Below are 25,905 nucleotides of genomic sequence, written 5' to 3'. Positions count from 1 at the left end.
GCTATTTTTTACTGTTAGCCAAACAATTAGCTAACAAAAAACATTATATTGGTTAAATCAAATAATGTGTATGAAGCGCTGGCTTAAAATCTCCTTAAAAATTTTATCTGTTCTAGTTGTACTGATTGTATTGACCTGGCTGGCCGGTGCTTTTTACATCAGCAGAAATAAAAAAGAAGTACTGGCTTCTATCCTTTCGCAACTGAATAAAAATTTAAACGGAAAGATCACCGCTGCCAGTATGGAGCCTACACTACTGAAAAGTTTTCCGGGAGTTTCTGTTTCTTTAAATGGCGTTTTATTGAGGGATAGCTTATGGGCGCAGCATAAACACGATCTGTTAAAGGCGCAGGATATTGATGTATCTCTAAATGTACTCTCCCTTATCGTAGGCAGTATCAATATTAAGCAAATTGCCATTAACAACGCTTCCATTTATATCTATACCGATTCTACAGGTTATAGCAACACCAGTATTTTTAAAAGTAAGCCTAAAAACGATCAAAAATCATCGCCAAAATCATCTGCGCTGGAAGTGAAAAAAATTGATTTTAACAAGGTGAGTCTGGTATTGGACAATAAGAAAAGATTTAAGCTGTTCAATTTTAATATCGATCAAATTCAGGGTAGAATGGAGTACCCGGATAGTGGCTGGACCGGTAAGATTAAGTTAATGACCAAAGTAAACAGTTTTGCCTTTAATACACGCAAGGGTAGCTTTTTGAAAGATAAAACTTTAGAAGGCACCTTAAAAGCGCATTATAGCAGAGATTTGGATGCGATATTATTGGATCCCGAAATCCTGAACATTGGCGGTCATCCTTTTAAAATCGGTGCTAAAATCGAATTGGCTAAATCTGCTTTTGCGATTAGTATTGCTGTTGATGATATTTTATTCAGAGATGTTGCCCTACTCCTATCACCCAACATTTCCTCAAAACTACTAAAATTCGGTATCGAAAAACCGATCAATATCCGTGGAAATATTATTGATGACGGATCGGGAAAATACGGAGATCCTTTGATCAAGGTAGGCATAACGGTGAGGAATAATGTAGTCTCCATTCCAGCAGGCAAATTAACAGCTTGTAATTTTGATGGTTCGTTCACCAATCGCGATACTGTTGGTGGTATTATTGGCGATGAAAATTCGTCCATCAAATTCCATAGGCTTACGGCAAAGTATTTTAATGCACCACTTAAGATCGACACGTTTACGGTTAACAACCTATCCCGCCCTATTGCCACCGGATTGGTTACCTCGCAATTCCCGCTAACTAACTTAAACAATTCATTAGGCACGAACGACTTTGATTTTAAAAGCGGCACAGCCAACTTAAGGTTATATTGTAAGGCTGATATTGACAATTTCAGGTTTACCAAACCAGTGGTTTCCGGTAAAATACAAATTGCCGATGCCGATATCCTTTATATCCCAAGAAAACTTCATTTGGTAAAAAGTGCCCTGAATATTGATTTTAACCAAAATGATTTATCCATACATAATGGACATTTCCAATTGGGAAAAAGTGAACTCAATGTGAGCTGCAGCATTGCCAACTTTGCCAACCTGTATTATACTGCGCCTGAAAAAATATTGGTAAACTTAAAAATGTCGAGTCCTCAGCTCTACCTAAAAGAGTTTTTACCTTTCTTAGGACCGAGAACGGCGAAGAAGAAACCGAGTGGAAACAAACAAGTGGTTTCCAAAGAGCTGAGCAATGTGCTGGAGCTTTCGAAAATGAACATTCGTTTAACAGTAGATAAAGCCATTTATGATCATTTCCTGGCCAAAAACCTCGATGCCGACATTTCTTTACGCGGTGGCGGTATATTCTTCAACAAAATAAGTGTAATGCACGCCGGAGGTCAGTTATCATTAAACGGCAATATTATGCAGGAAGCGGCGTCAAATAGTTTCAAGGTCAATTCAAAGATCAGCCATGTAAGTGTGAAAGATTTTTTTTATTCATTTGATAATTTCGGACAAAATACCATAACCAATAAAAATTTAAGAGGTTATTTATCTTCGTTGGTCAACATTTCGGGCAGGATATCGCATGCAGGAAAAATTCTTCCCCGATCAATCAACGGCAAGGTGGTTTTTAACCTGAAAAATGCCGCCCTGGTTAATTTCGAACCGATGGTTAACGTCGGTAAATTTGCTTTTGCCAACAGAAACCTGTCAAATGTAGAGATCAAAAACCTTGATGGAACGCTTAATATCCGTGGCGATAAGGTAGAAATCAGTCCGATGCAGATCAACTCCAGCGCTTTAAATTTTAATGTTAAGGGTACTTATGCTTTAGGGAGCGGCACAAATGTACAGATGGACATTCCACTAAGAAATCCAAAGGGAGATGAAAATCTAACCAAATCAGAACGAAGAGAAGCCCGCATGCGTGGCATCGTATTGCACTTAAAAGCCATTGATGACGAAAAAGGCGGAATAAAAATCAGGTGGAACAAAGATCATGATTAGTGGATGGAAAATGTAAGATGAATAATGGAATTAGAGCCCCTTGTCCATCATACATCCCACATCTTACATTAAAAATCAAGCGGTCCTAACCTGTTCATATTCCTTAAAATGAGGTATTGTCGGTGCCTGATGTATGGAGTTGCGTTTTTCGGCGTCCACCTTCTGGGATTTGGAAAGCATGACGCAATTAAAGCGGCTTGTTTCTTGGTCAACTTGGTACACGATTTGCCATAATACTCCTGCGAAGCGGCCTCGGCACCATAAATTCCGTCGCCCATTTCAATCACGTTGAGGTAAACTTCCAATATTCTTTCTTTGCTCCAGAACAGTTCTATGAGCAAAGTAAAATAAGCTTCAAAACCTTTTCTAATCCATGATCGGCCAGGCCAAAGAAAAACATTTTTTGCGGTTTGCTGCGAAATGGTACTCCCTCCTTTTATCTTTTTTCCTTTAGCATTACTGGCAAAAGCTTTTTCAATGGCTTTCATGTCAAAACCGATATGGGTTAAAAAAAGCTGATCTTCGGCCGAAACGGCTGCCCTCTTCATATTATCAGAAATATCATCAAATTTTACCCATTTTTTTTCTGTTTTAAAAGGCTTTCCGTCAGCTTTACGCTCAATGTTCCGCAATACCATTAAAAGGGTAATTGGCGGATTGATAAAACGAAGTGCGATTACCCAAAATACAGAAACCAATAAAAAATACAGAAATACTTTTGTAGCCACATTGGTAATCTTCTTTAGCAGCGGATGTTTTGCTTTGCTTTTGTTCCTGGTTGCCCGTTTTTTCGCCATAAGCGCAAAGGTACTTAAAGAGATGGAAATGAAAGTGCTAATCATGGCTCTAATTATGTCGATATTAAAATCAGCTAACGCACACAAAAGCAATTATTTTATACCAGGCTAACTTATATCTGATAAATAACTTTGTTTGTGTATTTTAGTCCGGCGACTTCGAATTAACCGTTCTCATTCGCTAAACCACACAAAACCGAATTAGAACCATAAATGATTTAATAAATGAAAAAACTTAGTTACTTATTTCTCGCCCTTGGTTTATGGGGCTGTAGCACCACTAAAAATATCAATAACAAGAGTGAAAAGTGGATAACACTTTTTAATGGAAAAGATATTAAAGATTGGAATGTTAAAATCCACCACCACGATTACAATGTAAATTTCGGAAACACTTTTAGGGTTGAAGATGGAATTATTCAAGTTCGGTACGACCAATATGGCGATTTTAATGATCAGTTCGGCCATCTTTATTATAAAACACCTTTTTCATACTATCATTTAAAGTTGAAATACCGTTTCGTAGGTGAGTTACAAAAAGGAGCGCCCAGTTATACCTTACGCAATAGCGGTGTAATGTTCCATTCTCAGGATCCGAAAACGATGCCTAAGGAACAAGACTGGCCAATTTCGATTGAAATGCAATTTTTAGGCGGTTTGAGCGATGGTCGCCCACGCCCGACCGGAAATATGTGTTCGCCAGGTACAGATATTTTTTATAAAGGTAAATTATATGATGAACATTGCCTGGATTCTAAATCTAAGACATACGATGGTGACCAATGGGTATCTGCTGAATTGATTGTTCTTGGCGACTCGCTGGTTACCCATATTATCAATGGTGATACGGTGCTACAATATAGCAAACCCCAGATTGGCGGAGAGGTAGCTAACCGTTACGACCCAAAAATTAAAATTGATGGCAAAGCGCTTAAATCTGGTTTTATTGCCTTGCAAAGCGAAGGGCAACCTGTGGATTTTAAAGATATCCAGATCATGGAACTTCCCCACCACAATATGAAAAAATCCAGGTAAACATTTTTCGATATCATACGTTACAACAACATGAAAGTTGCATTAATTACAGGCGGAAGCAAAGGAATTGGTTTTGGCATTGCCGAATCACTTTTAAAAGAAGGCTACAAAGTAGCCATAACAAGCAGAACGATTGCCAGCGCAAATCAGGCTGCATCTCAGCTGGTAGCACATGGCGATGTATTGGCTATTGAAGCAGATGTTGCAGATTTTAAATCCCAACAGGATGCTGTAAATCTGATCATTGAGAAATGGGGACAATTGGATGTACTTGTTGCCAATGCAGGTGTTGGTCATTTTGCCCCTGTTGACGAATTGGATATTAATTTATGGAAAGAAACGATTGACACTAACTTAACAGGCGTTTTCTACAGTATTAAAGCCTCAGTTGAGGAAATTAAAAAAACCAAAGGACATATCTTTACCATTTCCAGTTTGGCAGGCACGAACTTTTTTGCCGGAGGATCGGCTTATAATGCCAGTAAATTCGGCTTAACAGGATTTACCCAATCGGTGATGCTCGATTTAAGGAAGTATGGCGTAAAAGTAAGCACTATTATGCCGGGATCTGTTGCGAGTCACTTTAATGATCATCAGCCTGACAGTGAAAATGATGCCTGGAAGATCCAGCCGGAAGATATGGGTAAACTGATTGTTGATTTATTGGCCATGCCGGCAAGAACACTGCCTAGCAAGGTAGAAATCCGACCAACTACACCGAAGGGATAGAAACGATGGAAGATGTGAAATGGATTATGGAAAACGGAGTTCCCCCATCTCACATCATTACCTTTTACATCCAATAAAAAAAGGCCTCTCGATTTAATCGGAAGGCCTTTCTTATTGACTTGATTTAACAATGCTTATTCAGCGATTACTTCGAAAGGAACCTGAACTTTAACTTCTTTGTGTAAGTTTAAGTTAGCCACATATTCGCCAACAAATTTAGGTTCAGTTTCGAAAGTAATACGACGGCGGTCTACATCAAAGCCTTGTGCTTTTAATGCTTCAGCAATCTGGATAGTGTTAACCGCTCCGAAGATTTTTCCGCTTTCGCCCGCTTTGGCACCGATTGAAAGTTTAACATCAGCTAAACGCTCAGCAACACCTTCAGCATCTTTCTTAATTTTATCTTGTTTAAAAGCAGCTTGCTTTAAATTTTCTGCCAATACTTTTTTAGCAGAAGAAGTAGCTAATGCTGCAAATCCTTGAGGAATTAAATAGTTACGGCCAAAACCTGGCTTTACTGTAACTACATCATCTTTCTCACCAAGGCCTTTAATATCTTGTTTTAAAATAATTTCCATATCTCTAGCCTCCTATTTTAATTGATCAGCAACAAAAGGTAATAAACCGATATGACGGGCACGTTTAACGGCCTGAGCCACTTTACGTTGGAATTTTAACGATGTACCGGTTAAACGGCGTGGTAATAATTTACCCTGATCGTTAATAAATTTCAACAAGAAGTTTGCATCCTTGTAATCGATATATTTAATTCCGTTTTTCTTGAAACGGCAATATTTTTTACGGTTATCCTCTACTTTAGGGGCAGTTACGTATTGTATTTGTTCTCTGGCCATTACGCTGCAACCTCCTTAGTTTTTTTGTTAAAAGCACCACTACGCTTTTTCTCATTGTAAGCAACAGCATGTTTGTCTAAACGGATAGTTAAGAAACGTAACACACGCTCATCGCGTTTTAATTCAAGCTCTAATTTAGCGATCAAATCTCCTGAAGCTTTATATTCAGTTAAGTTGAAGAATCCATTTGATTTTTTTGCAATTGGATACGCTAATTTTCTCAAACCCCAATTATCTTCCTGGATAATTTCGGCTCCGTTATCTGTTAGAACGGCTTTGAATTTAGCTAATGCCTCTTTCGCAGCTTCTTCAGATAACAACGGGGTTAGAACGATAACAGTTTCGTACTGATTCATTGTTATAAATTATGTTTTTAATTTTTTTAATCCCGAGGTATATTACGGGGATGCAAAAGTAATAATATATTTCTTAAAATCAAATGATTAATTGGATTTTATATCATGAAAAACATTGGGGTAAAACGGATGAAGGAAAATGGTTAAGGGAAGACGGAAAATGGAAGATGGAAAGCGAAAGTGAGAGAAGAAAATCGAAATAAGAAAGTCGCATAACATCATCCATCTTACATACTCCATCTTACATACTCCATCTTACATAAAAGGTAATCAGATTTTATCTATCGAAGGCTGTCTTGCAACACCATCCATCTTACCTACCCCGTCTTACATAAAAAAGAGAGTTCGTCTATCCGACAATCTCCCTGTATCAATTAGCGGTAAAGATTTTTAATAGGTTTCTATCGTTTTTACAAAACTATCATCATTATACTTCACCACAAAGGTTAATTCTTTAGAATCTGTTCTGCCGACATTGAATTTTTTTAACCATTGCGATTTATCTTTAAACACCTCATTGTAAACCACATCGTTGTATTCGTTATATACCCTCACTTCTACCGGATTGTTTTCCAGGTTTTCAAGGTTAAGCGTAATTACCTGATCTTTTTTAGTAAAAACAGGTTTAAATATCCTGGATATCTTTGGCTCAGAAACAATTGCTTCACCATTTTTAATCAATACATTATATTTAGCCACCTTTTCATCCGACGCTGCTTTAAGCGTATATTTTCCATCAGGGAGTTCATTCAGATCATAGATTTTGCTGGAAGCAGCCGTAGCATGGATGCTTTCTTCAAATAGCACCTCGTCATATGCATCAATTAGCGATACATTAATATTTTCTGCTTTATCTACAGAGAAACGGATAAATTTTTCCTTTTCACCTTTTACTGTTAAAGTAAAATCACCATCGTTAGCGTATACACCCGTAGCAGTAAAAAATAACGCTGCTATTAAACCGATTTTTAAGAACTTTTTCATAACCAATATTTTGTTGAGTTAATCATTATAATGACACCACTAAGATAAGGAGGCATCCTCAAGCCAGGTGATTGCATATTTTCCAATATCTATGCTCTATTACCCGCAATTACCTGTAATTTTAACAAAACCCATAATAAAGCATATTTTTATGTATTTTAGCCTAAATAATTCAACGAAATATGAAACCAAGTTTTGAGGTTGTTGAGCCTTCTTTCGGGAGTTCATTTTATTATTCTAAATACGTAGAGAATGCCAATAACATGGCCCACCTCTGGCATTACCACCCCGAAATTGAGATCGTATTTGTTAATGGAGGAGCCGGAAAAAGGCAGATTGGCAGTCACGTTTCCTATTACACTGACGGCGACCTGATCCTGATTGGCAGCAACCTGCCTCATTGCGGCTTCACTGATACCAATACCGGAAATAAAAACGAGACCGTAATCCAGATGAAACCTGATTTTTTGGGCAGCATTTTTTTAGGCCTGCAGGAAATTAAAGGGATACAGGAACTGTTCGATAAATCAAAGGCTGGGATAGCCTTTGGCAGGGAAACCATGCAGGCAGTGGGAAACAAAATAGAAATGATGGACGATCAGTCTCCTTTTAACAGGCTTTTATCCCTACTTAGCGTACTAAAAACGCTTGAACATGCAAAAGACTACAAAATTTTAAACGCCGACGGATTTTCGATGGAAATGCAGGTACAGGATAACGACCGCATCAATATGATCTTCAATTATGTAAAAGATCACTTCCAGGAGCAGATTAGCCTAAAGCATATCGCTGAAATGTCGAGCATGACCGTCCCCTCCTTTTGCCGTTACTTTAAAAAGATTACAAAGAAAACATTTACCCATTTCGTAAACGAATACCGTGTGGTACATGCCTCTAAACTTTTGGCCGAAAAGCAGACCAGTATAGCCAATATTTCTTATGAAAGCGGATTTAACAACTTTAGCCATTTCAATAAATTATTTAAGGAATTTACCGGAAAAAGTGCTTCAGAATATCGGAATGAACTGAAAGCTATTATGACCTAAACATAAAACATCATTAAACCAGGTATACTACACGATGAAAAGTTTTTTGCTATGCTTATTGGCTAATTTAACCAGTCTTATCTGTTATCCTCAATACGTCGACATCAATTTAGTCAATTGCAAAATAAGCGACACTGAGCAAAAGAAAATAGAAAAACTGATTGCCTACGAACGTATGTTCTGCAACGAAATTTTTGAAACCAGAGAAAACATTACTGCCCCGGTAAAACTAAATCTCTATGGAAAAAATAAAGATTTTCGGTTAGTACAAAAAACATATAAAGCACCCATAAACAGCTCCGGATTTTATATAGCTGCAATTAACGAAGCTTTTGTATACAAGAGCAGCGATTTCATTTCTGTTGCCCTGCATGAGGCCAGCCACAGTATTTTTCAGTTCAATTTCAAAAATTCGCCCAAATGGTTAAATGAAGGATTGGCGGAGTTTTTTGAAACACTGGATTTTGACAGCGAAGGAAATTTATACGCCTACCCGCAAAGTAGCAGAATTAAGAATATAAAGGCAGGAATAGATTTAAAAAACACCGAAAGGTTAAAAAATTTCTTTAAAATTTATAGCGGTTCATTTTATGGGCATGATATAGATGACAATTATAACACGGCCTATAGCGTAATTTATTTTTTCATCAAATCGAAGAGAACAGAGATGTTAAAAAACATCATAAAACTAAACACGCAGGGTTATGATACCGAAAAAGCAATCGAACTTACTTTCGGCAGTTTCAGCAAGTTTGAAGAAAGATATAGACAGTTTTACTACTATCATGGATAGGCCTGAATACTTAACTACCAATAAAGCTTCTTTCATATCCTATTTCAACTTTTCCACATTCCGACTTTTCAATCTTACAACACCTAAATTTTTCCTATTTTCGTGCCGATGGAAAATTTTATCGTTTCTGCCCGTAAATACCGCCCAGCCACCTTCGAAACCGTTGTTGGCCAGCAGCATATTACCGGCACGTTAAAAAATGCCATTAAAAACAACCAGCTTGCCCAGGCATTTCTATTTTGCGGGCCGCGGGGAGTAGGTAAAACTACCTGCGCACGTATCCTGGCCAAAACCATTAACTGTACCAACCCTACAGCCGATATGGAGGCCTGTGGCCAATGCGACAATTGTTTATCTTTCCAGAACGGTCATTCTTTTAATGTACACGAATTAGATGCGGCCTCCAACAACTCTGTTGATGATATCCGTAGCCTGATTGAGCAGGTTAGAATACCACCACAAGCCGGGAAGTATAAAATTTATATTATTGATGAGGTTCATATGTTATCTCAAAGTGCATTTAATGCCTTTCTGAAAACACTGGAAGAGCCACCATCTTATGCTATTTTTATCCTGGCTACTACCGAAAAACATAAAATCCTGCCAACCATTTTATCGCGTTGCCAGATTTTCGATTTCAACCGCATACAGGTAGAAGATATTGCCAGTCACCTGTCGAAAATAGCCCAGCGTGAAGATATTGCTTTCGAAAGTGACGGCCTGCACATTATTGCACAAAAAGCTGATGGAGGTTTACGAGATGCCCTTTCCATGTTCGATCAGATTGCCAGTTATGCAAACAAGAACATTACCTATAAGGCGGTAATCGACAACCTCAATATTTTAGATTACGATTATTTTTTCAGGCTGACCTCCTATTTAACCGCAGCAGAAGTGAGTCAGACCCTGCTTCTGTTTGATGAAATCCTGAACAATGGTTTTGATGGCAACAACTTCATCAATGGTTTGGCCAGTCACTTCCGCAATTTATTGGTAGGTAAAGATGCCGCTACCATTAAGTTATTGGAAGTTAGCGAAAACATTAAACAAAAATACCTGGATCAGTGCAGGCAAACCGAACTATCATTTCTGTTAACAGCACTGAATTTAGCCAATACCTGTGATTTAAATTACAAAAACTCTAAAAACCAGCGTTTACAGGTAGAATTGGCATTGATTAAAATGTGCCATATCCGATCGGTCGTCAATTTAGCACAACAGCCTTTAAATAATAATACAGCAACTGACGCAGATCAGGATAAAAAAAAAACTAATGTCGTAGCTGAACAAGCTGAAAGTCCAAAGCTGAAAGCGGAAAGTGAAAAGACTATTCCTACACTAACACCTACCGTTAATGTTCCCGTTCAGCCCAGTATTCCTGTAGAAGAAAAAGCGAAAGAAAACTCAGAAGGAAACATTCCGTCACCATCTACAACTTCCATCAGCATTAATATCCCGAAGGCTAAAGTAACAAGTATGCTTATTCCGTCTTTGAACGATTTTGACCGCATCGCACAGGAAGAAGAAGATAAAGGCCCTAAAAAAGCAACCGGCGAAGCACGCGAACCTTTTAGTTATGATCGTTTATTGGAAGTATGGAATGCCTTTACGCAGAAGATGAAGGCAGCGGATAAGATTAACCTTTTCACGATCTTAAATAACTTTGCACCGAAACTTTTGAATCCTGAGCTGATCGAAATTTCTGTAGAGAGCAAAACACAGGAACACCTCGTACAACAAGAATCAGTTGAACTTTTAAATTTCTTACGAAACGAACTTAGAAACTTTGGTATTGAGGTTACTTATAAGTTAACCGAGCGTAAGATAGAAAACAGGCTTTACGGTAATCGTGAAAAGTATGATTACCTGGTCAATAAAAACCCGAAATTGGATGAATTGAGGAGGAGGTTTAATTTAGATATTAATCCTTAGGCAGTTTTCAGTTAGTAATTTTCAGTTGGCAGCTGAATTTAAACTGCCAACCGAAAACTGTTAACTAATCTTGTGGGGCGTCATTAACCGGATAACCTTCCTCATCCAGATCATCACGGTTATCTTCAGGTGTACGGGCAAGAATTTCATCTTCCGGGCTAAGTTTTACACTTTCACCGTTATCTACGTGCATGCCCAATTCTTCCAGGTTATCTTCTGCAATTTCTTCATTACTTGCATATTCATCACCAACATAAGGGTTGGCCTCATCGTAGGTCGAGTCATCATCTCTTGCACCCGCAGCAACCGTTTCATATCCCATCGGGTGATCGTATTCTTTGTCTGTCCCCTTTACATCGAGTTCGTAACTCTGCTTAGTTTCATCATAAGCAAGATTTTCTTTATTGATTTCGCTATTTTCTGTGGTGCTATGTATTTTATCCTGCGATCCTTTATTTTCGTTAATTTCCATGATATAAGTTTCCTTTAATTTATATTGTTATAACAAAGCGGTATAGATATGGTTTTTCTTTAACCGTAAATTCTGTTATTATTTGAGCGTGCCCCAAGCTGCGCAAGGGTCGGGCTATACACTACAAGTCCTCGCCCGATGAAAAATCGGGCTGTGGGCTTTCCGCTGCTATCCCTCACGCAGGCAAAGCGTCTAAAATTCTTTTTTTAAAGGCAGAATATTCTATTAGATTTACGGTAAAATATTAAAATGAATACCCTAAAATATTGAAAAATCTCAAAGCTTTAATCTTAGGTTTCATTACTTTAATTTTCGCCATCTATCTTTTGGCTGATATTCTTTTTCCCAAAAGATTACTGAAAGAAACTAAGGGTGTCCTCGATCATTCAATGGTAGATATTGAAACAGTAATCGTTCAAAGGAGCCGTTCTTACACAGCTGATACCAATAAAGTAGCCGTTTTAAGGTTTAAACTAAAAAACGATAAGCAATTATTTGAAGTTAAGCAAAGACTAGAACAAATCCACGATAGTAGAAAAGAATTGGACGCAGTGAATGACGGTTTAAAAACTTCCAAAAATCTCAATATTTTAATAAAGAAAAATCTTGTATTTGATGATTTTAAAGTCCAACAGATCAACGCAGATGGATTAATCATTTATGATAACACTGAAAATGCCAGTAACACTTCATTTCTATTCTTCTTTCTTTCCATTGCATCTTCTATTTCCTTTTTTGCGATTTATTTTTGGCCAAACAAGGGCAGCGATTAAAAAAAAAGCAAATTAAATGAAAATAGTATTTGCGCTTAATTTTTTCGGTCTGTGGGGACACAGGACCGAGGGATTAGGGATTAACAACTTCGCAAAATTTACACCATCGGCCAGGCCACCTAAACCCGATCAAAGCGGGATGCTACCGATCCTTCATCGGGAGCAGCAGCGGGAGCGGGACTACTGTAACCCAAATGCTTCTGCTACTGCTTTCCAAATGAATAAGAATCATAAAATTCCAGCGAAATGAATAAAATTCGAAATTATACATCATAAAAAAAGCGTCCCGATTTTTTACATCAGGACGCTAAATATTTCAGGAGTTGTCAACTCTCAATTAAAGAAGCACATTAAAGTGAACCACTTAGCTTATAAACTAGCTAAAGCCGTATTTAATGTTTCACTTGGACGCATGGCTTTACTTGCCAATTCATCATCAGGGTTATAGTAACCGCCAATGTTTTGAGGTTTGCCCTGTGCACCGATCAACTCTTCATTAATTTTCGCCTCATTTTCCAACAAAGTTTTAGCCAATGGTTCAAATCTGGCTTTCAGATCAGCATCTTTGCTCTGAGCTGCTAATGCCTCCGCCCAATATAAAGCTAAATAAAAGTGAGAACCACGGTTATCAATGGTACCCAATTTTCTACCTGGCGATTTATCAGTGGCCAAAAATTTAGCATTTGCTTCATCTAAAGCATCGGCCAATACCCGGGCTTTTTCATTGTTCTGGGTTTGAGATAAATGCTCTAAAGAAGCTTGAAGTGCCAGGAATTCACCTAGCGAATCCCAACGCAGATAACCTTCCTCAATAAACTGCTCAATATGTTTCGGAGCAGAGCCACCGGCACCGGTTTCAAACAAACCACCACCGTTCATTAAAGGAACGATAGATAACATTTTGGCAGATGTTCCTAATTCTAAAATCGGGAATAAATCGGTTAAATAATCACGCAATACGTTACCGGTAACCGAAATAGTATCTAAACCTTTGCGGATACGCTCCAAAGTAAATTTAGTGGCTTCAATCGGAGCCAGAATGCGAATGTCTAAACCTGTGGTATCGTAATCTTTTAAATAGGTATTTACTTTTGCAATAATCTCTCTGTCATGTGCTCTTTGTTCATCTAACCAGAAAACTGCAGGCGTTTCTGATAAACGCGCCCTGTTTACGGCTAATTTTACCCAATCCTGAATCGGTGCATCCTTGGTTTGGCACATGCGGAAGATATCGCCTTTTTCTACTTTCTGATCAAAAAACACGTTACCATCTGCATCAGTAACACGGATGGTTCCTGTAGCGGTAGCCTGGAAAGTTTTATCATGTGAACCATATTCTTCAGCTTTCTGAGCCATTAAACCAACATTTGGTACCGAACCGATCGTAGTTACATCAAAGGCACCATTTGCTTTACAGTCATCAATAGTTGCCGTATATACGCCAGCATAACAACGATCCGGAATCAAAGCAATGGTATCCTGAAGTTTACCTGCTGCATTCCACATTTGTCCTGAAGTACGGATCATGGCCGGCATAGAAGCATCAACAATCACATCACTTGGCACATGTAAGTTCGTGATCCCTTTATCAGAATTTACCATGGCCAAAGCCGGACCATTTTCAATGGCCTGTGCTAATGCAGCTTCTACTTCAGCCTGTTTAGGGTTACCTGCAATTTTAGCGTATACATCTCCTAAACCATTGCGTGTATCGATATTTAATTCTTTGAAAAGATCTGCATATTTTGCAAAAACATCTGCAAAATAAACCTCCACAATGGCACCGAAAATAATCGGGTCAGACACTTTCATCATGGTTGCCTTTAAGTGTGCAGATAATAACACACCAGCAGCTTTAGCTTCAGCGACTTCTTTTGCTACAAAAGTTTTCAAAGCCGATAAGCTCAATGCCGAGCTATCAATCACCTCTCCTGCTTTCAGTGGCGATAAACCTTTTAACTCGGTTACCGTGCCATCAGCAGCTACAAATTCTATTTTAAATTGACTTGCTTCAGCAACAGTGGTCGACTTTTCTGAACCATAAAAATCGCCTTCAGTCATGCTGGCCACTTTAGTCTTCGAATCTGCCGACCATTTACCCATGGAATGCGGGTTTTGCTTAGCATAGTTTTTAACCGCCTTAGGCGCTCTGCGATCAGAGTTACCTTCACGTAAAACCGGGTTTACAGCCGAACCTAACACTTTCGCATATTTAGCCTTAATTGCTTTTTCTTCATCGCTTTGTGCATGATCAGGATAATTTGGAATAGCAAAGCCCTGCGCCTGAAGTTCGGTAATTGCGCCTACCAGTTGTGGGATAGAAGCAGAAATATTTGGTAATTTAATAATGTTTGCCTCTGGAGTGGTTGCTAAAGTACCAAGCTCTGCCAGCGCATCACCAATTTTTTGATCGTCTTTTAAATACTCCGGAAAGTTGGCCAAAATTCTTCCTGCTAAAGAAATATCTCTGGTTTCTACATCAATACCCGCTGATGCGGTAAAAGCCTGTACGATAGGTAAAAGTGAGTAGGTTGCCAACATGGGCGCCTCATCGGTTTTGGTGTAGATAATTTTTGATGTATTTGACATGTTTATATTGATTTTGCTTATTACGTTTATTATTCAATCAGTTTATAGCTTAAACCAATCTTTTTAAAATCGCCTAAAGATAAAATAATCGAATGAATTAAGGAACACAGTAATGTTATTTATGGTTTGGATATGCAATTCATTTATTAAAAATCTATAATCTTTGATTGTAGTAATTGTAGTAAAAGAGATAATAAAACATACCATTTTATTTTGGAACACAGCTTATACTGTATATTGTAAAAAACTACAGCGCTCCGCTTTATCCAATAAAAAGTCCTTTCGTGCAGACGCATTTTTCATGATTTGAAGCGCAGGGTCATTCGCATTTTTTAAGGTTATTCCTGCTCTCCGCTTTATCCCCGATGAAGGATCGGGGGATGCCGCTGCGATCAGGGCTATAAACATGGGCCTGCTGCACGGAGACTGACCTATCATCAGAAAAATGACCAAACTAAACCTGATCGAACGGATGCCATTTTTCATGGCAGGAGGCAGAGCAGGAAGATACTCACCTCTGGAATACTGCAATTGCTTTCCTGAAAAACAAGACATGCTTTATCATTCTGATTCCCTGCAACATTCGCGATAATTTTACGTCAGGCAAATTCTTTGGCTAAACTTTTGTAGCGAAAACCGAACATCACTATCTATTTTAAATATTTTAATTTAAATGAACGGAACGACCTTAGATCAACTCTTAAATGCCCGAAAATTTGACGAAGCCAAAAGCTTAATGCAAAACGGCGAAAAACTGTCCAAAAATCTCCAGGATTATCAGAAATCATCAATTTTCGACAATCTCTTTCGAGAAAAACAATACGAAATCCTGAAGATGATGATCAAAGATAAAACCATCGAAACCGACATTTATGAATTCGACAATTTTGACAAAAGTATTTTCCAGGGTATTGTTCGCAATCTCGGAAATGAAGAGGATGATATCAGCTTCTTCAACGAATTTATTGGTCACTTTGATAATCTGAACGATGAGGTAAATACCAAAACCTTATTGGGTTATCTCTTCGAAAATGGTGTTGGTTTAAGTGTGATCGAGGCTTGTATCGGTGCAGGATGCAACACCAATTTTAAAAACAATGCAGAAGAAAACTATATCCACCAGGTTGTAAAAAGCAATCTGAGAAAGTATAACCTGAATGATGAACAAACCACCGATCTACTTAAAGGATATATCGATATTCTTCTTACCGAAGGAGTTGACATCAATGAAGGTAATATTATACAGGAAACACCTCTAATTACAGCAGTAAAGTTTAATAAAAAAAATTTAATTGCACATTTGCTTGAAAATGGTGCAGACCCTAGCCAAACCGACCGCGAGGGTAATTCAGCTTTTTTCTATGCAGTGGCACATGCCCAAAATGAAAACATGTACGATACCCTTCGCAATTTTGACATTCCCGCATTTGATCAGGTTAACAAAAAAGGAGAAACACTATTGTTTGAATACGTACGTATGATGTCTGACAGTGAAAACAGCATCAACTTCCTCAAAAAGCTGCTAAATGATGGTGCCGATCTATACCAGTCCAGTACATGGTACAATGCAGATAAAACCCCGTTAGATGTAATTGCTGAAAAACAGTCCAATATTTTAGAAGCTGTTTTAGCGAGTGGACAGTTAGATATTAACAGAACAGATGATCACGGTAATACTTTATTGCACAAAGTTTGCACATACAATGTAAATTACGAAGCTGAACAAGCAAAACAAACTTACCGGAAAGTAAAACTCCTGATCGAAAATGGTGCAGATACTACGCTCACCAACGATAAGGATCAAACAGCTTTAATGCTGGCCTCGGATGATAACCTGAAAATAAAAACTGTTGAACTACTGATGAAACAATCTTAAATATGTCAATGTCATTTATTATTGCATGCGAAAGCGGCAAACGAAAAATAGCCGAACTGTTATTGACCAATAATGAAGTAGAGGTGGGTTATACGGATGAGAAAGGCCGAACAGCATTGCATTATGCTGCACATCATGGATATTTAGATCTGGTAAAGGTGTTAATTGAACGCGATGCAGATCTGGATTATGAAGATCATAACGGAGAAACCCCTTTTTATTTTGCCTGCCTGCAAAAACAGAAACAAACAGCGCTCTATTTATTGGATAAAGGTGCAAAAATTGATATTAAAGACCTAAAAGGCAATAGTTTACTACATTTAACCGCCCAAAACGGACAGATTGAAGTTTTGGAAAAGTTATTGGATAAGGGTTTAGATGTTGACAATGAGAATAACGAGGCAGAGACACCCCTGCTTATTGCATCAGCCTGGAGAAATAAAGAGGTTGTTCAAAAACTGCTGAATTTTGGTGCCAATATCAACACCACCAACAAAAATGGAGATTCGCCGCTAATTTTTGCGGTTAAATCTAAAAATAACCCCATGGTTGAGCTGTTGATTGATCAGGGCGCCAACATCAACCATGTTAACCATGCTGGTGAATCGGCATTATTGCTTGCCTGTTACGATGCTAACCGAATGCTGACCAGAACATTAGTAGAAAAAGGCGCCGATGTTTTTGTATCTTCTAAAAATGGTTTATCGCCAATCTGGTATGCCTGTGCCAATAACCAAAAAGAAATTGTCGATTTATTTTTGACCAATGGTGTAGATGTAAATTATACCAGGCCACTTTCCGGTAATGATGATTCCATGTATTCGTATCTGGAATGGGTAGAAACGGCTAACAACATTTCTATTTCGGCCAGTTTCTCTTTTGATAATAATTACAACTACGGGGGCGAAAGCATGTTACATGTAGCTGCGAAAAGTGGACATTTAAGCATGTTAAAGCTGCTGATAGAAAAGGGTGCGAACGTAAATATTCAGGATGAAAGCGGAAATACAGCATTACATTATGCCGCAGCGAATGGAAAAAAAGATGCCGTTAAATTTTTGCTCGAAAAATCTGCAGATCCTTCCATCGTAAATGTAAAAGAGCAAAAGGCGATTGATTATTCGAATATTAAAGGCTTTAATGAAATTACCGAGTTCTTATTGAAGTATGGTCCCGCAGCTCATTCAAAAGTGCAGGCTACAAAAATCGGATCAACAGAAAACAATATGGAGACTCCAAAAAACGATATGGCAAAAAAAAAGCAGGCTTTATTGGATTTAAAGGAGCTATTAGATGCCGGAATTTTATCACAGGAAGAATTTGATGCGGAAAAAGCGAAGATTTTGAAAAGTTGAGTTAATCACCAGGAAGTTATTGTATGAATTCATTTATCGTGTAAAATATTTCACATCATGGTTTCTTTAGGAATTCCAGGCGGTGATAGATCCTAATTCCTGTGCATAGGGTCTTGCGTTACGATTCACAATCGAGTTGAGAACGACGATTTACTACTATACTCTCTACTTTGGATTGGCGTTAATGAAAATGATTAATCTGCTAAAATTATTGTCGGATAAATTTTTAGTTCTAAATTTATTCAATAATTTAATGTAATGCTCACACCAATGAAACCTACCTCTAGAATCAATCTCCAGGGATTTGCTCTTTTCTTTCTTTCAGCCTTGATATATGCTTGTTCTCCGAAATTGTATGTTGATGAAAATAAACGTTACCAGGCGGGTACATTATCTGATACACAGATCGATTCGCTGCATACTTTTTTAAAACAAAACGAAAGGCTCACATTAAAAGATACCGTCATTATTAAGTATGATTTTAATAATGACCCCTGCTGGAATGCCCTTAGCTACCAGAATGCAGAATTCCTAAACAATGTAAGATGGGCCTTTCAAAAAAATATTCAGGAAAAAGCCGAGGCCAGACCAAAAGTTGCCATTTATCAATACCGTGAAGAAGGAGAAAGTTTTAGCCCTATTAAATCGAAGGGTCTGGAAATAGAAACTGATTCGGGTTTTCTAAGAAAATTATTGTTTAAAGAGGCCACTTCCTGCGGAACCTCAGCCATTATCCTTCCTAACGGAAAATTTTTATTGGTAAAATCAGACCCCCAGTTTTCTGCACTGATCTTAAATGCCAAAGATATCGAAACGAAATTACGGGAGAATTTGGTCAGATAACGTCTAAAAAATCGACATACCGGGTTAAACGAATTTAACCTGTTTCAACTCAGATTAGGTGAAATACGATAATTCATTTTTGATTAAAAGTTTTCAAATGAACAGCTGGAATATCGGTGTTAAAACTTCTATCCGTTTTTGATGTTATATTTTTTGAGATAAATTCTTAATCAAAAACCGGTTAACATGAAAAATAAGATTTTTTACGCATCACTACTATCCACTGCTCTGCTATTCGGATGTCAATCCAATACCAAATCAGAAAAACAAGGAAACGATACCACTGTAACCACCAAAACCGGAGCAGTAGATTTACCTGCTCCTGATACCAATGCTGCTAAAAATAAATTCAGTAAGGTAATTGGCTGGCCTGATGGTAAAACACCTGTTGCGCCTGAAGGTTTTGTGGTTACGAAATTTGCTGCAAACATTAAAAGCCCACGCAATACCTACATCACGCCAAATGGCGATATATTGGTCGCACTCTCCAATTCAGAAAGAAGCGCCGTTGAAGCAGTGGCCAATACGGTAACAGGTAAAGCAAAATCAGAAGTACCAGGAAAAAGTGCCAATACCATTCTTCTCTACCGCGATGAAAATAAAGATGGTAAACCCGAATTGGTTACTACCTTTTTAAATGGCCTGAACCAACCATTCGGCATGCTAGTCATCGGCAATTCGTTCTATGTAGCCAATACTGATGGCATCTGGCAATACCCATATCAAACAGGCGACACGAAAATAACTGCGACAGGCAAAAAAATCCTGAGTCTTCCGGCAGGTGGTTATAACAACCACTGGACAAGAAACCTCATTGCCAATGCCGATCAAAGCAAAATTTACGTAACCGTTGGATCAGGTAGTAATATAGGCGAAAATGGAATGGAAAATGAGGTAAGGAGAGCCAATATATTAGAAATCAATCCCGATGGCAGTGGCGAAAAAATTTATGCCAGTGGGTTGCGAAATCCTGTCGGAATAGATTGGGCGCCATCAACCAATATGTTGTGGACAGCGGTTAACGAACGCGACGGATTAGGCGACGACCTGGTTCCAGATTATATCACGAGTGTTAAACAAGGTGCATTTTACGGCTGGCCATACTCCTACTATGGTCAAAATGAAGATCCCCGGTTAAAAGGGCAAAATCCCGAAATGGTTAAAAAAGCCATTGCACCTGACGTTGCGGTTGGCGCACATACCGCATCTTTGGGGTTGGCATTCTACAAGGGCAAAAAGTTTCCTCAGAAATATCAGGGAGGTGCGTTTATAGGTCAACACGGCTCTTGGAACCGATCGGCTATTTCCGGTTATAAGGTGGCTTTTGTACCTTTTAAAGATGGGAAACCCATTGGAAAACCAGAAGATTTTTTAACTGGTTTTATCGCTGACCAGGATAAGGCAGAAGTATATGGCCGCCCTGTTAGTGTTACCCTAACACCTGAAGGCGCTTTATTGGTGACGGACGACGTTAGCGGTGTAATCTGGAAAGTAGCGGCGAAATAATTTAAATTAGCCACAGATTAGCAGAATATGCAGTAATTTTATTTGCTAACCTGTGGCTTAATACTAACCCTTTTTCATTTTGAAATCTAAATTTACCTTACTGTTTGCCCTACTTTTTTCTACGGCCTTCTCCCAGACCATCAAAACAGATTCGATCAAAAAGCTCGAAGACATTACTGTAAAAGGTTATTATAACCGCCAAACTTTACTAAGATCAGTATCAGCTGTAAATCTGATAGATAGCAGCTTAATAAAAAACCAACCGAACAGTTCAATAGTGAGTATGTTAAATACCGTACCCGGGGTACGTATGGAAGAACGTTCGCCAGGGAGCTATCGCCTATCGCTCCGCGGCAGTTTACTCCGCTCGCCTTTTGGCATACGAAACATTAAAATTTATATTGATGATTTTCCGTTAACAGACGCAGGTGGAAATACGTATTTAAATGCTCTGGATGCATCTGCCATAGGTACAATGGAAATCTATAAGGGTCCGGAAGCCAATATCTTTGGAGCAAATACAGGTGGTGCTATTTTGATTAACACGCCTATCACAAACCACAATGAAATTAATTTTTCAGTAACAGGCGGTTCTTACGGTCTCTTCCATCAAACGGCATCCATCAAACAGCAATATAAAAAATACAGTTTTAGTTTTAGCGAAGGCTATCAGAGAAGTGATGGCTATCGACAAAACAGTGCAATGAACAGAAAATACCTGCAGACCTCACAACAATGGAATTACAGCAATCACGGTACTTTAAAGGCTTTTGCTTTTTACAGCGACTTAAAATACCAAACACCGGGTGGATTAACAGCTGCACAATTAGATCAGGATCCTAAACTGGCGCGCCCGGCAACACCAACATTACCCGGAGCCATTTCGCAGCAAGCCGCTATTTACAATAAAACCATTTTCGGAGGAATATCTAATTCCTATCAGATCAGCCAGCGGTTGAAGCACGTTATTGCTTTATTTACCACTTATACCGACTTTAGAAATCCTTTTATTACCAATTATGAACAGCGTTATGAAAGTACACTTGGCTTAAGAACATTTTTAGAATATGATCAGATAAAACAAGATTTAAAATTTAACGCTCAAGTTGGTTTAGAAAGTTCGGGTACCAAAAGCCAGATTAAAAACTTTAATAACAATGGTGGTGAAGCGATTGGGATGCAGGCTTCAGACCGATTGAAGGCGGCTCAGGATTTTGCTTATTTTAGGTTAAATTTCGATATCAATAATAAATTTCTGATCGAACTTGCTTCGAGTTTAAATTTTTACAGATATGATTACGAGAGTTATTTTCCCATTGTTGTGGCCTCAAAACAAAGAAAATTCGATGCCCGGTTTATGCCAAAGGCAGCAGCATCCTATCTCATCACTTCTGATTTTTCGGCCAGGGCTTCGATCAGTAAAGGCTATTCTCCACCAACAATTGCAGAAGTCAGGGCGTCAGATAACAATATCAATAATAACCTGCAGGCAGAATTTGGCTGGAACTATGAATTGGGTTTACGTTATAAAACCAAAAACAACCGTTTTTATGCTACCGGTAACCTATTTAATTACCATCTGAAAGATGCTATTGTTAGAAGGTTGAACCAAAACGACACCGAATACTTCACTAATGCCGGAAGCACCAGCCAACAAGGAATTGAATTGGAAACTGCCATTTGGATAATTAGAGACAACCCTTCCTTTTTAACAGCTTTACAATGGAGGACTAATTATACGTATAGCCACTTCAGATTTGAAAATTTTACAAGTGGCGCTAACATGTTTGATGGCAATAAACTTACAGGGGTTCCGGAAAACGTTCTGATTAATAGTTTAGAATTTAACTTTACGAAAGGAATTTACCTGTTTCTGCAACATAATTATACTTCTTCAATTCCTTTGAATGATGCCAATACTGTTTTCGCAAAAAGTTATCATTTGGTTGAAAGCAAATTAGGTGTCAGAAATCTAAGCATCAATAAAATCCACTTAGACCTGTTTGCAGGAGTAAACAATCTACTCAATGTACCATATAGTTTAGGCAACGATTTAAATGCAGCAAATGGAAGATACTTTAATCCAGCCACAAGCATTAATTTTTATACCGGCCTTTCTGTCAAATTCTAATCATTAAATCGCACCATATAGATTGTTCACCTATATGATGCGGTTTTTGTATCAGCTAAAAGGCCTCTTTCTTTTCTCTCTCTTTAATCACGATATCGCCAACAACTATTTCGATTGCATAGCGCTTTTTCCCGTCTGCACCATCATAAGTATTGGTTTGTAACCTGCCTTCAACTGTTAAAGCTGTACCCTTTTTAACCTGAGCCTCGGCAAGCTCTGCTTTTGAATTCCAGAAAATTAAATTAAACCATTGTACTCTTTTTATTTCCTCTCCTGATGAATTTCTGTAGTTTTCGTTTATAGCCAGGTTAACCCTTGCTAACTTTTGACTTCCAAAATTTTTAACTTCTGCATCTGCTCCTGCAAATCCGCTCAATACTACTTTGTTAACTGCACTTTCCATAATTTCTAAATTTTAAGTTTCTAAATGTTTAACGAACAGTCATCACCTCGATAACCGACAGGACAAAATTGCAAACAGCATCAAAAATTAGTCGGGTAGTAAACATTTATATCCGTTTATAAACGTTTATAAACGGATAATGTATTCTTAAGCATCATTATGGCACTTTATTTTTTATTCATTTTTTTATTTCATATATTAGATCATCATCCCATAATAAAAAAAGCAATTATTATGGAACGTTTATGTTTAGACTGCGGAAGTCCGATAAGAGGTAGGGCTGATAAAAAATACTGCGATGATTCTTGCCGCAGCAATTATAACAATCGCATCAATAATCAGGATAATCTCCTAATAAAAAGGGTAAATAACATACTCAAAAAAAATCGTGCTGTTCTTGCTGCGCTAAATCCAACAGGCAAAACAAAGGTTACCGGTAAAAAGCTGGTTTCGGCAGGCTTTAACTTTAAATTCCATACTTCAAGTTACAAAACCCAAAACGGTAACACTTATATTTTCTGTTATGAATTTGGCTATCTAATCCTAAATCAAGATGACTACCTCTTGGTAAAAAGAGAAGAAAGCTTGGGTTAACTTCGTTTGAAAAGCTTTAATTTTCATTAAGACTTAAAGCAACAAAGGACAAGTTTAAGGATTTTTTTATTCGGGCGGAGATGTTTAGTTTTATCAACCTATGATCAATTATAACAATAAGCTTTTTAAACCTGTACACAATACGGAAAATGGCGAAACATCAAATGAAACCATTTTCAGATACAGGCAAAGCGGAAATATCCTGACCGCCGAATACGAAGGTGGAAATATTATCTATGGCCATTTGATTGGTCTGGTAGATCATGATGGAAACATCGAAATGCGCTATCACCAAATTAACAAACAGGGTGAATTAATGACCGGGATATGTAACTCGAAGCCAGAGCAACTGGCCAATGGCAAAATCAGACTCTATGAAACCTGGCAATGGACATCTGGAGATCAATCGAAAGGACAATCTATTATTGAAGAGCAATAGGCTTGATTAATGATAAACCTGCTACCAAGTGGTGAAACCCAATATGCCGCTTAAAAAATCAGATATCATCTATAGTGCTAACCATAATTGAGTATGTAACTTGCAGGATGATCAAAATTGATCTTCAGAATGTAAATGAAAGTCAGGTACATGGAGCCAAAATCCGGTTAAACTTAGCAAGTTTCGGGTAGTTTGCCTTTTCTTTAAAAACTACTTTTGAATATCAATTAGTAACACCATGAAAGCACAAGAAGAAATCAATTTCAACCGCATAGCTGAAGCCATAAGTTATATCAGGGAGAATTTTAAAAATCAGCCTGGTTTAGAAGAAATTGCAGAGCGAGTAAACTTAAGTCCCTTTCATTTCCAGAGATTATTTAGTGAATGGGCAGGCACTACCCCTAAACGTTTTTTACAATATATCAGCATTGGTTACGCAAAAGAAATGCTGAAAGAAAACCAAAGTTTATTTGATACCGCATTAGCAACCGGCTTGTCGGGTACCAGCAGGCTACACGATCTTTTTGTAAATATTGAAGGAATGACACCTGGCGAATATAAAAACGGCGGCGGAAACCTTTGTATCAATTATAGTTTTGCGAAAAGCCCATTTGGGAACATTATTGTAGCCAGTACCTTAAAAGGAATCTGCCATATCGCTTTTTATGACGACGAAAATACTGCTCTAACAAATCTGCAACGCCAGTTCCCTGCGGCTCAATACCAGCAGATCTTGGATAAAGAACAACAAAATGCTTTATATATTTTCGGTCACGATTGGAGCAAACTGCATCAGATTAAACTGCATTTAAAAGGATCTGACTTTCAGTTAAAAGTTTGGGAAGCCTTATTGAAAATCCCTATGGGTAAATTAGCCACTTACGGAAACATCGCCAAACAACTGCAGAACTCAAATGCATCAAGAGCGGTGGGTACGGCCATTGGCGAGAATCCGGTGGCTTTTCTCATTCCCTGCCATCGGGTAATACAATCAAGCGGTGCTTTGGGCGGTTACCACTGGGGAGTAAACCGAAAAACAGCCATGATTGGTTGGGAAGCAGCAAAAACCAACTTTAGCGCACATGATTAAACATATCAATATTTCAACTGAAGCGTTCAAAAAGTATTTCAAAAACAAAGATATTTGCCTGGGCGGAAATGCCCGATTGAAAATTTACGGACTACTCAAATGTAGATCGGGAAAGCGGATGAAGAAAGAAAACCGGGTATTTTTCCGTTCTGAAAAAGAAGCAATCAACATGGGCTATCGCCCCTGCGGACATTGCTTGAAAACAATATACAAACAATGGATTTATTCGACACCAAAATAGACAGTGATCAAAACCTGCTTCCCTATGATGGAACTGTAAATTATTATGGCAAAATATTCCGGCAATCAGCCGCCGATCATTATTTTGATGTGCTGATGAAAACGATTGAATGGAAGAACGACGAAGCTTTTATCATGGGCAAACACATCATCACTAAAAGAAAAGTAGCCTGGTACGGAGATGAAGCTTATTCTTATACCTATTCTAATAAATCGAAAACAGCCTTACCATGGACAAAAGAATTAATGGAATTGAAAAAGATCTCAGAAGAACAAGCAGGCACAACATTTAACTCCTGCTTACTTAATTTATACCACAATGGCGATGAAGGCATGGCTTACCATAGTGATGATGAAAAGGACTTGGCAAAAGATTCTGCCATTGCATCATTAAGCTTCGGTGCAGAGCGAAGATTTTTATTCAGACATAAAAAATCTAAAGAAACGGTGACCCTATTTTTAGAACATGGAAGTTTACTGGTGATGAAGGATCAAACACAAACCAACTGGTTGCACAGGTTACCGACAAGCAAAAAAGTAAATAGCCCGAGGATAAACCTCACTTTTAGAACAATGGTGGTTTAGG

26 protein-coding genes are annotated in these 25,905 nt (G+C 38.1%); 17 read left to right on the top strand and 9 right to left on the bottom strand.

Going from position 1 to position 25,905, the window contains the following annotated elements:
- The first annotated feature begins 70 nt into the window (after window positions 1-70).
- Window positions 71-2,482 (top strand): AsmA-like C-terminal region-containing protein, encoded by a 2,412-nt coding sequence (locus ACK1I8_RS02310; RefSeq protein WP_412467754.1) that lies wholly within the window; start codon window positions 71-73, stop codon window positions 2,480-2,482.
- Window positions 2,483-2,550: 68 nt separating this feature from the next.
- Here the strand turns inward: ACK1I8_RS02310 and mtgA are convergent, their stop codons facing one another.
- Window positions 2,551-3,279, bottom strand: coding sequence for a monofunctional biosynthetic peptidoglycan transglycosylase (mtgA, locus tag ACK1I8_RS02305; RefSeq protein WP_412469342.1), 729 nt, complete (start codon window positions 3,277-3,279; stop codon window positions 2,551-2,553).
- A gap of 225 nt (window positions 3,280-3,504) precedes the next feature.
- On the opposite strand from mtgA, the gene ACK1I8_RS02300 reads away from it, so the two are divergent.
- Complete coding sequence (locus ACK1I8_RS02300; RefSeq protein WP_412467753.1) at window positions 3,505-4,314, top strand: DUF1080 domain-containing protein; 810 nt, start codon at window positions 3,505-3,507, stop codon at window positions 4,312-4,314.
- A 30-nt stretch (window positions 4,315-4,344) separates the two neighbouring features.
- A complete protein-coding gene (locus tag ACK1I8_RS02295; RefSeq protein WP_412467752.1) occupies window positions 4,345-5,043 on the top strand; it encodes an SDR family oxidoreductase in 699 nt (232 codons plus the stop codon).
- Window positions 5,044-5,177: 134 nt separating this feature from the next.
- On the opposite strand, the gene rplI is transcribed toward ACK1I8_RS02295, so the two are convergent.
- The 4 genes from rplI to ACK1I8_RS02275 form a co-directional block, all read right to left on the bottom strand.
- Window positions 5,178-5,621, bottom strand: a complete 444-nt coding sequence (gene rplI / locus ACK1I8_RS02290) for a 50S ribosomal protein L9 (RefSeq protein ID WP_090499059.1) — start codon at window positions 5,619-5,621, stop codon at window positions 5,178-5,180.
- Between the two features lie 12 nt (window positions 5,622-5,633).
- Window positions 5,634-5,897, bottom strand: coding sequence for a 30S ribosomal protein S18 (rpsR, locus tag ACK1I8_RS02285; RefSeq protein WP_010599582.1), 264 nt, complete (start codon window positions 5,895-5,897; stop codon window positions 5,634-5,636).
- A complete protein-coding gene (gene rpsF, locus ACK1I8_RS02280; protein ID WP_090982636.1) occupies window positions 5,897-6,253 on the bottom strand; it encodes a 30S ribosomal protein S6 in 357 nt (118 codons plus the stop codon). The genes rpsR and rpsF overlap by 1 nt, the downstream gene beginning before the upstream one ends.
- A 390-nt stretch (window positions 6,254-6,643) precedes the next feature.
- Window positions 6,644-7,237, bottom strand: coding sequence for a hypothetical protein (locus ACK1I8_RS02275; protein WP_412467751.1), 594 nt, complete (start codon window positions 7,235-7,237; stop codon window positions 6,644-6,646).
- A 182-nt stretch (window positions 7,238-7,419) separates the two neighbouring features.
- Between ACK1I8_RS02275 and ACK1I8_RS02270 the strand changes: the two genes are divergently transcribed.
- The 3 genes from ACK1I8_RS02270 to ACK1I8_RS02260 all read left to right on the top strand — a co-directional run bounded on the left by ACK1I8_RS02270 (window position 7,420) and on the right by ACK1I8_RS02260 (window position 11,008).
- On the top strand, window positions 7,420-8,283 hold the full coding sequence (locus ACK1I8_RS02270; protein WP_412467750.1) for an AraC family transcriptional regulator: 864 nt from the start codon (window positions 7,420-7,422) through the stop codon (window positions 8,281-8,283).
- A gap of 34 nt (window positions 8,284-8,317) precedes the next feature.
- Window positions 8,318-9,076 (top strand): DUF1570 domain-containing protein, encoded by a 759-nt coding sequence (locus ACK1I8_RS02265; protein WP_412467749.1) that lies wholly within the window; start codon window positions 8,318-8,320, stop codon window positions 9,074-9,076.
- A gap of 108 nt (window positions 9,077-9,184) precedes the next feature.
- Entirely contained in the window at window positions 9,185-11,008 is a 1,824-nt protein-coding gene (locus tag ACK1I8_RS02260) for a DNA polymerase III subunit gamma/tau (RefSeq protein ID WP_412467748.1), read from the top strand.
- Window positions 11,009-11,072: 64 nt separating this feature from the next.
- Here the strand turns inward: ACK1I8_RS02260 and ACK1I8_RS02255 are convergent, their stop codons facing one another.
- On the bottom strand, window positions 11,073-11,480 hold the full coding sequence (locus tag ACK1I8_RS02255; RefSeq protein WP_412467747.1) for a hypothetical protein: 408 nt from the start codon (window positions 11,478-11,480) through the stop codon (window positions 11,073-11,075).
- A gap of 266 nt (window positions 11,481-11,746) precedes the next feature.
- Here ACK1I8_RS02255 and ACK1I8_RS02250 point away from each other — a divergent pair, with 266 nt between their 5' ends.
- Window positions 11,747-12,253 carry a hypothetical protein gene (locus tag ACK1I8_RS02250; RefSeq protein ID WP_412467746.1) on the top strand — a complete coding sequence of 169 codons (507 nt, stop codon included), beginning with the start codon at window positions 11,747-11,749 and terminating at the stop codon, window positions 12,251-12,253.
- 369 nt (window positions 12,254-12,622) lie between these two features.
- Here ACK1I8_RS02250 and ACK1I8_RS02245 read toward each other — a convergent pair whose 3' ends face one another.
- A complete protein-coding gene (locus ACK1I8_RS02245; RefSeq protein ID WP_412467745.1) occupies window positions 12,623-14,842 on the bottom strand; it encodes an NADP-dependent isocitrate dehydrogenase in 2,220 nt (739 codons plus the stop codon).
- A gap of 225 nt (window positions 14,843-15,067) precedes the next feature.
- Window positions 15,068-15,397 carry a hypothetical protein gene (locus ACK1I8_RS02240; RefSeq protein WP_412467744.1) on the bottom strand — a complete coding sequence of 110 codons (330 nt, stop codon included), beginning with the start codon at window positions 15,395-15,397 and terminating at the stop codon, window positions 15,068-15,070.
- A 118-nt stretch (window positions 15,398-15,515) separates the two neighbouring features.
- Here ACK1I8_RS02240 and ACK1I8_RS02235 point away from each other — a divergent pair, with 118 nt between their 5' ends.
- The 5 genes from ACK1I8_RS02235 to ACK1I8_RS02215 all read left to right on the top strand — a co-directional run bounded on the left by ACK1I8_RS02235 (window position 15,516) and on the right by ACK1I8_RS02215 (window position 22,553).
- Window positions 15,516-16,718, top strand: a complete 1,203-nt coding sequence (locus ACK1I8_RS02235) for an ankyrin repeat domain-containing protein (RefSeq protein WP_412467743.1) — start codon at window positions 15,516-15,518, stop codon at window positions 16,716-16,718.
- Between the two features lie 8 nt (window positions 16,719-16,726).
- Window positions 16,727-18,073 (top strand): ankyrin repeat domain-containing protein, encoded by a 1,347-nt coding sequence (locus tag ACK1I8_RS02230; protein ID WP_412467742.1) that lies wholly within the window; start codon window positions 16,727-16,729, stop codon window positions 18,071-18,073.
- Between the two features lie 270 nt (window positions 18,074-18,343).
- Window positions 18,344-18,916 carry a hypothetical protein gene (locus tag ACK1I8_RS02225; RefSeq protein ID WP_412467741.1) on the top strand — a complete coding sequence of 191 codons (573 nt, stop codon included), beginning with the start codon at window positions 18,344-18,346 and terminating at the stop codon, window positions 18,914-18,916.
- Window positions 18,917-19,102: 186 nt separating this feature from the next.
- A complete protein-coding gene (locus ACK1I8_RS02220) occupies window positions 19,103-20,422 on the top strand; it encodes a PQQ-dependent sugar dehydrogenase (protein WP_412467740.1) in 1,320 nt (439 codons plus the stop codon).
- Window positions 20,423-20,501: 79 nt separating this feature from the next.
- Window positions 20,502-22,553, top strand: coding sequence for a TonB-dependent receptor (locus tag ACK1I8_RS02215; protein ID WP_412467739.1), 2,052 nt, complete (start codon window positions 20,502-20,504; stop codon window positions 22,551-22,553).
- Between the two features lie 55 nt (window positions 22,554-22,608).
- On the opposite strand, the gene ACK1I8_RS02210 is transcribed toward ACK1I8_RS02215, so the two are convergent.
- On the bottom strand, window positions 22,609-22,956 hold the full coding sequence (locus ACK1I8_RS02210) for a single-stranded DNA-binding protein (protein WP_412467738.1): 348 nt from the start codon (window positions 22,954-22,956) through the stop codon (window positions 22,609-22,611).
- Between the two features lie 159 nt (window positions 22,957-23,115).
- On the opposite strand from ACK1I8_RS02210, the gene ACK1I8_RS02205 reads away from it, so the two are divergent.
- From ACK1I8_RS02205 to ACK1I8_RS02185, 5 genes are all read left to right on the top strand, one after another.
- Window positions 23,116-23,550: a hypothetical protein gene (locus tag ACK1I8_RS02205; protein WP_412467737.1), complete on the top strand. Its 435-nt coding sequence runs from the start codon at window positions 23,116-23,118 to the stop codon at window positions 23,548-23,550.
- A gap of 100 nt (window positions 23,551-23,650) precedes the next feature.
- Window positions 23,651-23,989, top strand: a complete 339-nt coding sequence (locus ACK1I8_RS02200) for a n-acetylglutamate synthase (RefSeq protein WP_412467736.1) — start codon at window positions 23,651-23,653, stop codon at window positions 23,987-23,989.
- 238 nt (window positions 23,990-24,227) lie between these two features.
- On the top strand, window positions 24,228-25,079 hold the full coding sequence (locus tag ACK1I8_RS02195) for a methylated-DNA--[protein]-cysteine S-methyltransferase (protein ID WP_412467735.1): 852 nt from the start codon (window positions 24,228-24,230) through the stop codon (window positions 25,077-25,079).
- Window positions 25,072-25,320, top strand: coding sequence for an Ada metal-binding domain-containing protein (locus ACK1I8_RS02190; RefSeq protein WP_412467734.1), 249 nt, complete (start codon window positions 25,072-25,074; stop codon window positions 25,318-25,320). The genes ACK1I8_RS02195 and ACK1I8_RS02190 overlap by 8 nt, the downstream gene beginning before the upstream one ends.
- Window positions 25,296-25,904, top strand: a complete 609-nt coding sequence (locus ACK1I8_RS02185; protein ID WP_412467733.1) for an alpha-ketoglutarate-dependent dioxygenase AlkB family protein — start codon at window positions 25,296-25,298, stop codon at window positions 25,902-25,904. The genes ACK1I8_RS02190 and ACK1I8_RS02185 overlap by 25 nt, the downstream gene beginning before the upstream one ends.
- The last annotated feature ends 1 nt before the right edge of the window (window position 25,905 follow it).

This window comes from Pedobacter sp. KLB.chiD (genome assembly GCF_047040275.1).
Lineage (GTDB): Bacteria > Bacteroidota > Bacteroidia > Sphingobacteriales > Sphingobacteriaceae > Pedobacter.
This window is presented reverse-complemented; position numbering and strand designations above follow the sequence as displayed.

What these genes read in the sequence shown, in the direction of transcription:
- ACK1I8_RS02310 (WP_412467754.1), top strand. Translation starts at nt 71, where the DNA reads ATGAAGCGCTGGCTTAAAATCTCCTTAAAAATTTTATCTGTTCTAGTT.
- ACK1I8_RS02265 (WP_412467749.1), top strand. Translation starts at nt 8,318, where the DNA reads ATGAAAAGTTTTTTGCTATGCTTATTGGCTAATTTAACCAGTCTTATC.
- ACK1I8_RS02240 (WP_412467744.1), bottom strand. Translation starts at nt 15,397, where the DNA reads ATGTCTTGTTTTTCAGGAAAGCAATTGCAGTATTCCAGAGGTGAGTAT.
- rpsF (WP_090982636.1), bottom strand. Translation starts at nt 6,253, where the DNA reads ATGAATCAGTACGAAACTGTTATCGTTCTAACCCCGTTGTTATCTGAA.
- ACK1I8_RS02220 (WP_412467740.1), top strand. Translation starts at nt 19,103, where the DNA reads ATGAAAAATAAGATTTTTTACGCATCACTACTATCCACTGCTCTGCTA.
- mtgA (WP_412469342.1), bottom strand. Translation starts at nt 3,279, where the DNA reads ATGGCGAAAAAACGGGCAACCAGGAACAAAAGCAAAGCAAAACATCCG.
- ACK1I8_RS02245 (WP_412467745.1), bottom strand. Translation starts at nt 14,842, where the DNA reads ATGTCAAATACATCAAAAATTATCTACACCAAAACCGATGAGGCGCCC.
- ACK1I8_RS02260 (WP_412467748.1), top strand. Translation starts at nt 9,185, where the DNA reads ATGGAAAATTTTATCGTTTCTGCCCGTAAATACCGCCCAGCCACCTTC.
- ACK1I8_RS02190 (WP_412467734.1), top strand. Translation starts at nt 25,072, where the DNA reads ATGATTAAACATATCAATATTTCAACTGAAGCGTTCAAAAAGTATTTC.
- ACK1I8_RS02275 (WP_412467751.1), bottom strand. Translation starts at nt 7,237, where the DNA reads ATGAAAAAGTTCTTAAAAATCGGTTTAATAGCAGCGTTATTTTTTACT.
- ACK1I8_RS02230 (WP_412467742.1), top strand. Translation starts at nt 16,727, where the DNA reads ATGTCATTTATTATTGCATGCGAAAGCGGCAAACGAAAAATAGCCGAA.
- rpsR (WP_010599582.1), bottom strand. Translation starts at nt 5,897, where the DNA reads ATGGCCAGAGAACAAATACAATACGTAACTGCCCCTAAAGTAGAGGAT.
- ACK1I8_RS02195 (WP_412467735.1), top strand. Translation starts at nt 24,228, where the DNA reads ATGAAAGCACAAGAAGAAATCAATTTCAACCGCATAGCTGAAGCCATA.
- ACK1I8_RS02225 (WP_412467741.1), top strand. Translation starts at nt 18,344, where the DNA reads ATGAAACCTACCTCTAGAATCAATCTCCAGGGATTTGCTCTTTTCTTT.
- ACK1I8_RS02185 (WP_412467733.1), top strand. Translation starts at nt 25,296, where the DNA reads ATGGATTTATTCGACACCAAAATAGACAGTGATCAAAACCTGCTTCCC.
- rplI (WP_090499059.1), bottom strand. Translation starts at nt 5,621, where the DNA reads ATGGAAATTATTTTAAAACAAGATATTAAAGGCCTTGGTGAGAAAGAT.
- ACK1I8_RS02205 (WP_412467737.1), top strand. Translation starts at nt 23,116, where the DNA reads ATGGCACTTTATTTTTTATTCATTTTTTTATTTCATATATTAGATCAT.
- ACK1I8_RS02235 (WP_412467743.1), top strand. Translation starts at nt 15,516, where the DNA reads ATGAACGGAACGACCTTAGATCAACTCTTAAATGCCCGAAAATTTGAC.
- ACK1I8_RS02270 (WP_412467750.1), top strand. Translation starts at nt 7,420, where the DNA reads ATGAAACCAAGTTTTGAGGTTGTTGAGCCTTCTTTCGGGAGTTCATTT.
- ACK1I8_RS02295 (WP_412467752.1), top strand. Translation starts at nt 4,345, where the DNA reads ATGAAAGTTGCATTAATTACAGGCGGAAGCAAAGGAATTGGTTTTGGC.
- ACK1I8_RS02200 (WP_412467736.1), top strand. Translation starts at nt 23,651, where the DNA reads ATGATCAATTATAACAATAAGCTTTTTAAACCTGTACACAATACGGAA.
- ACK1I8_RS02210 (WP_412467738.1), bottom strand. Translation starts at nt 22,956, where the DNA reads ATGGAAAGTGCAGTTAACAAAGTAGTATTGAGCGGATTTGCAGGAGCA.
- ACK1I8_RS02300 (WP_412467753.1), top strand. Translation starts at nt 3,505, where the DNA reads ATGAAAAAACTTAGTTACTTATTTCTCGCCCTTGGTTTATGGGGCTGT.
- ACK1I8_RS02255 (WP_412467747.1), bottom strand. Translation starts at nt 11,480, where the DNA reads ATGGAAATTAACGAAAATAAAGGATCGCAGGATAAAATACATAGCACC.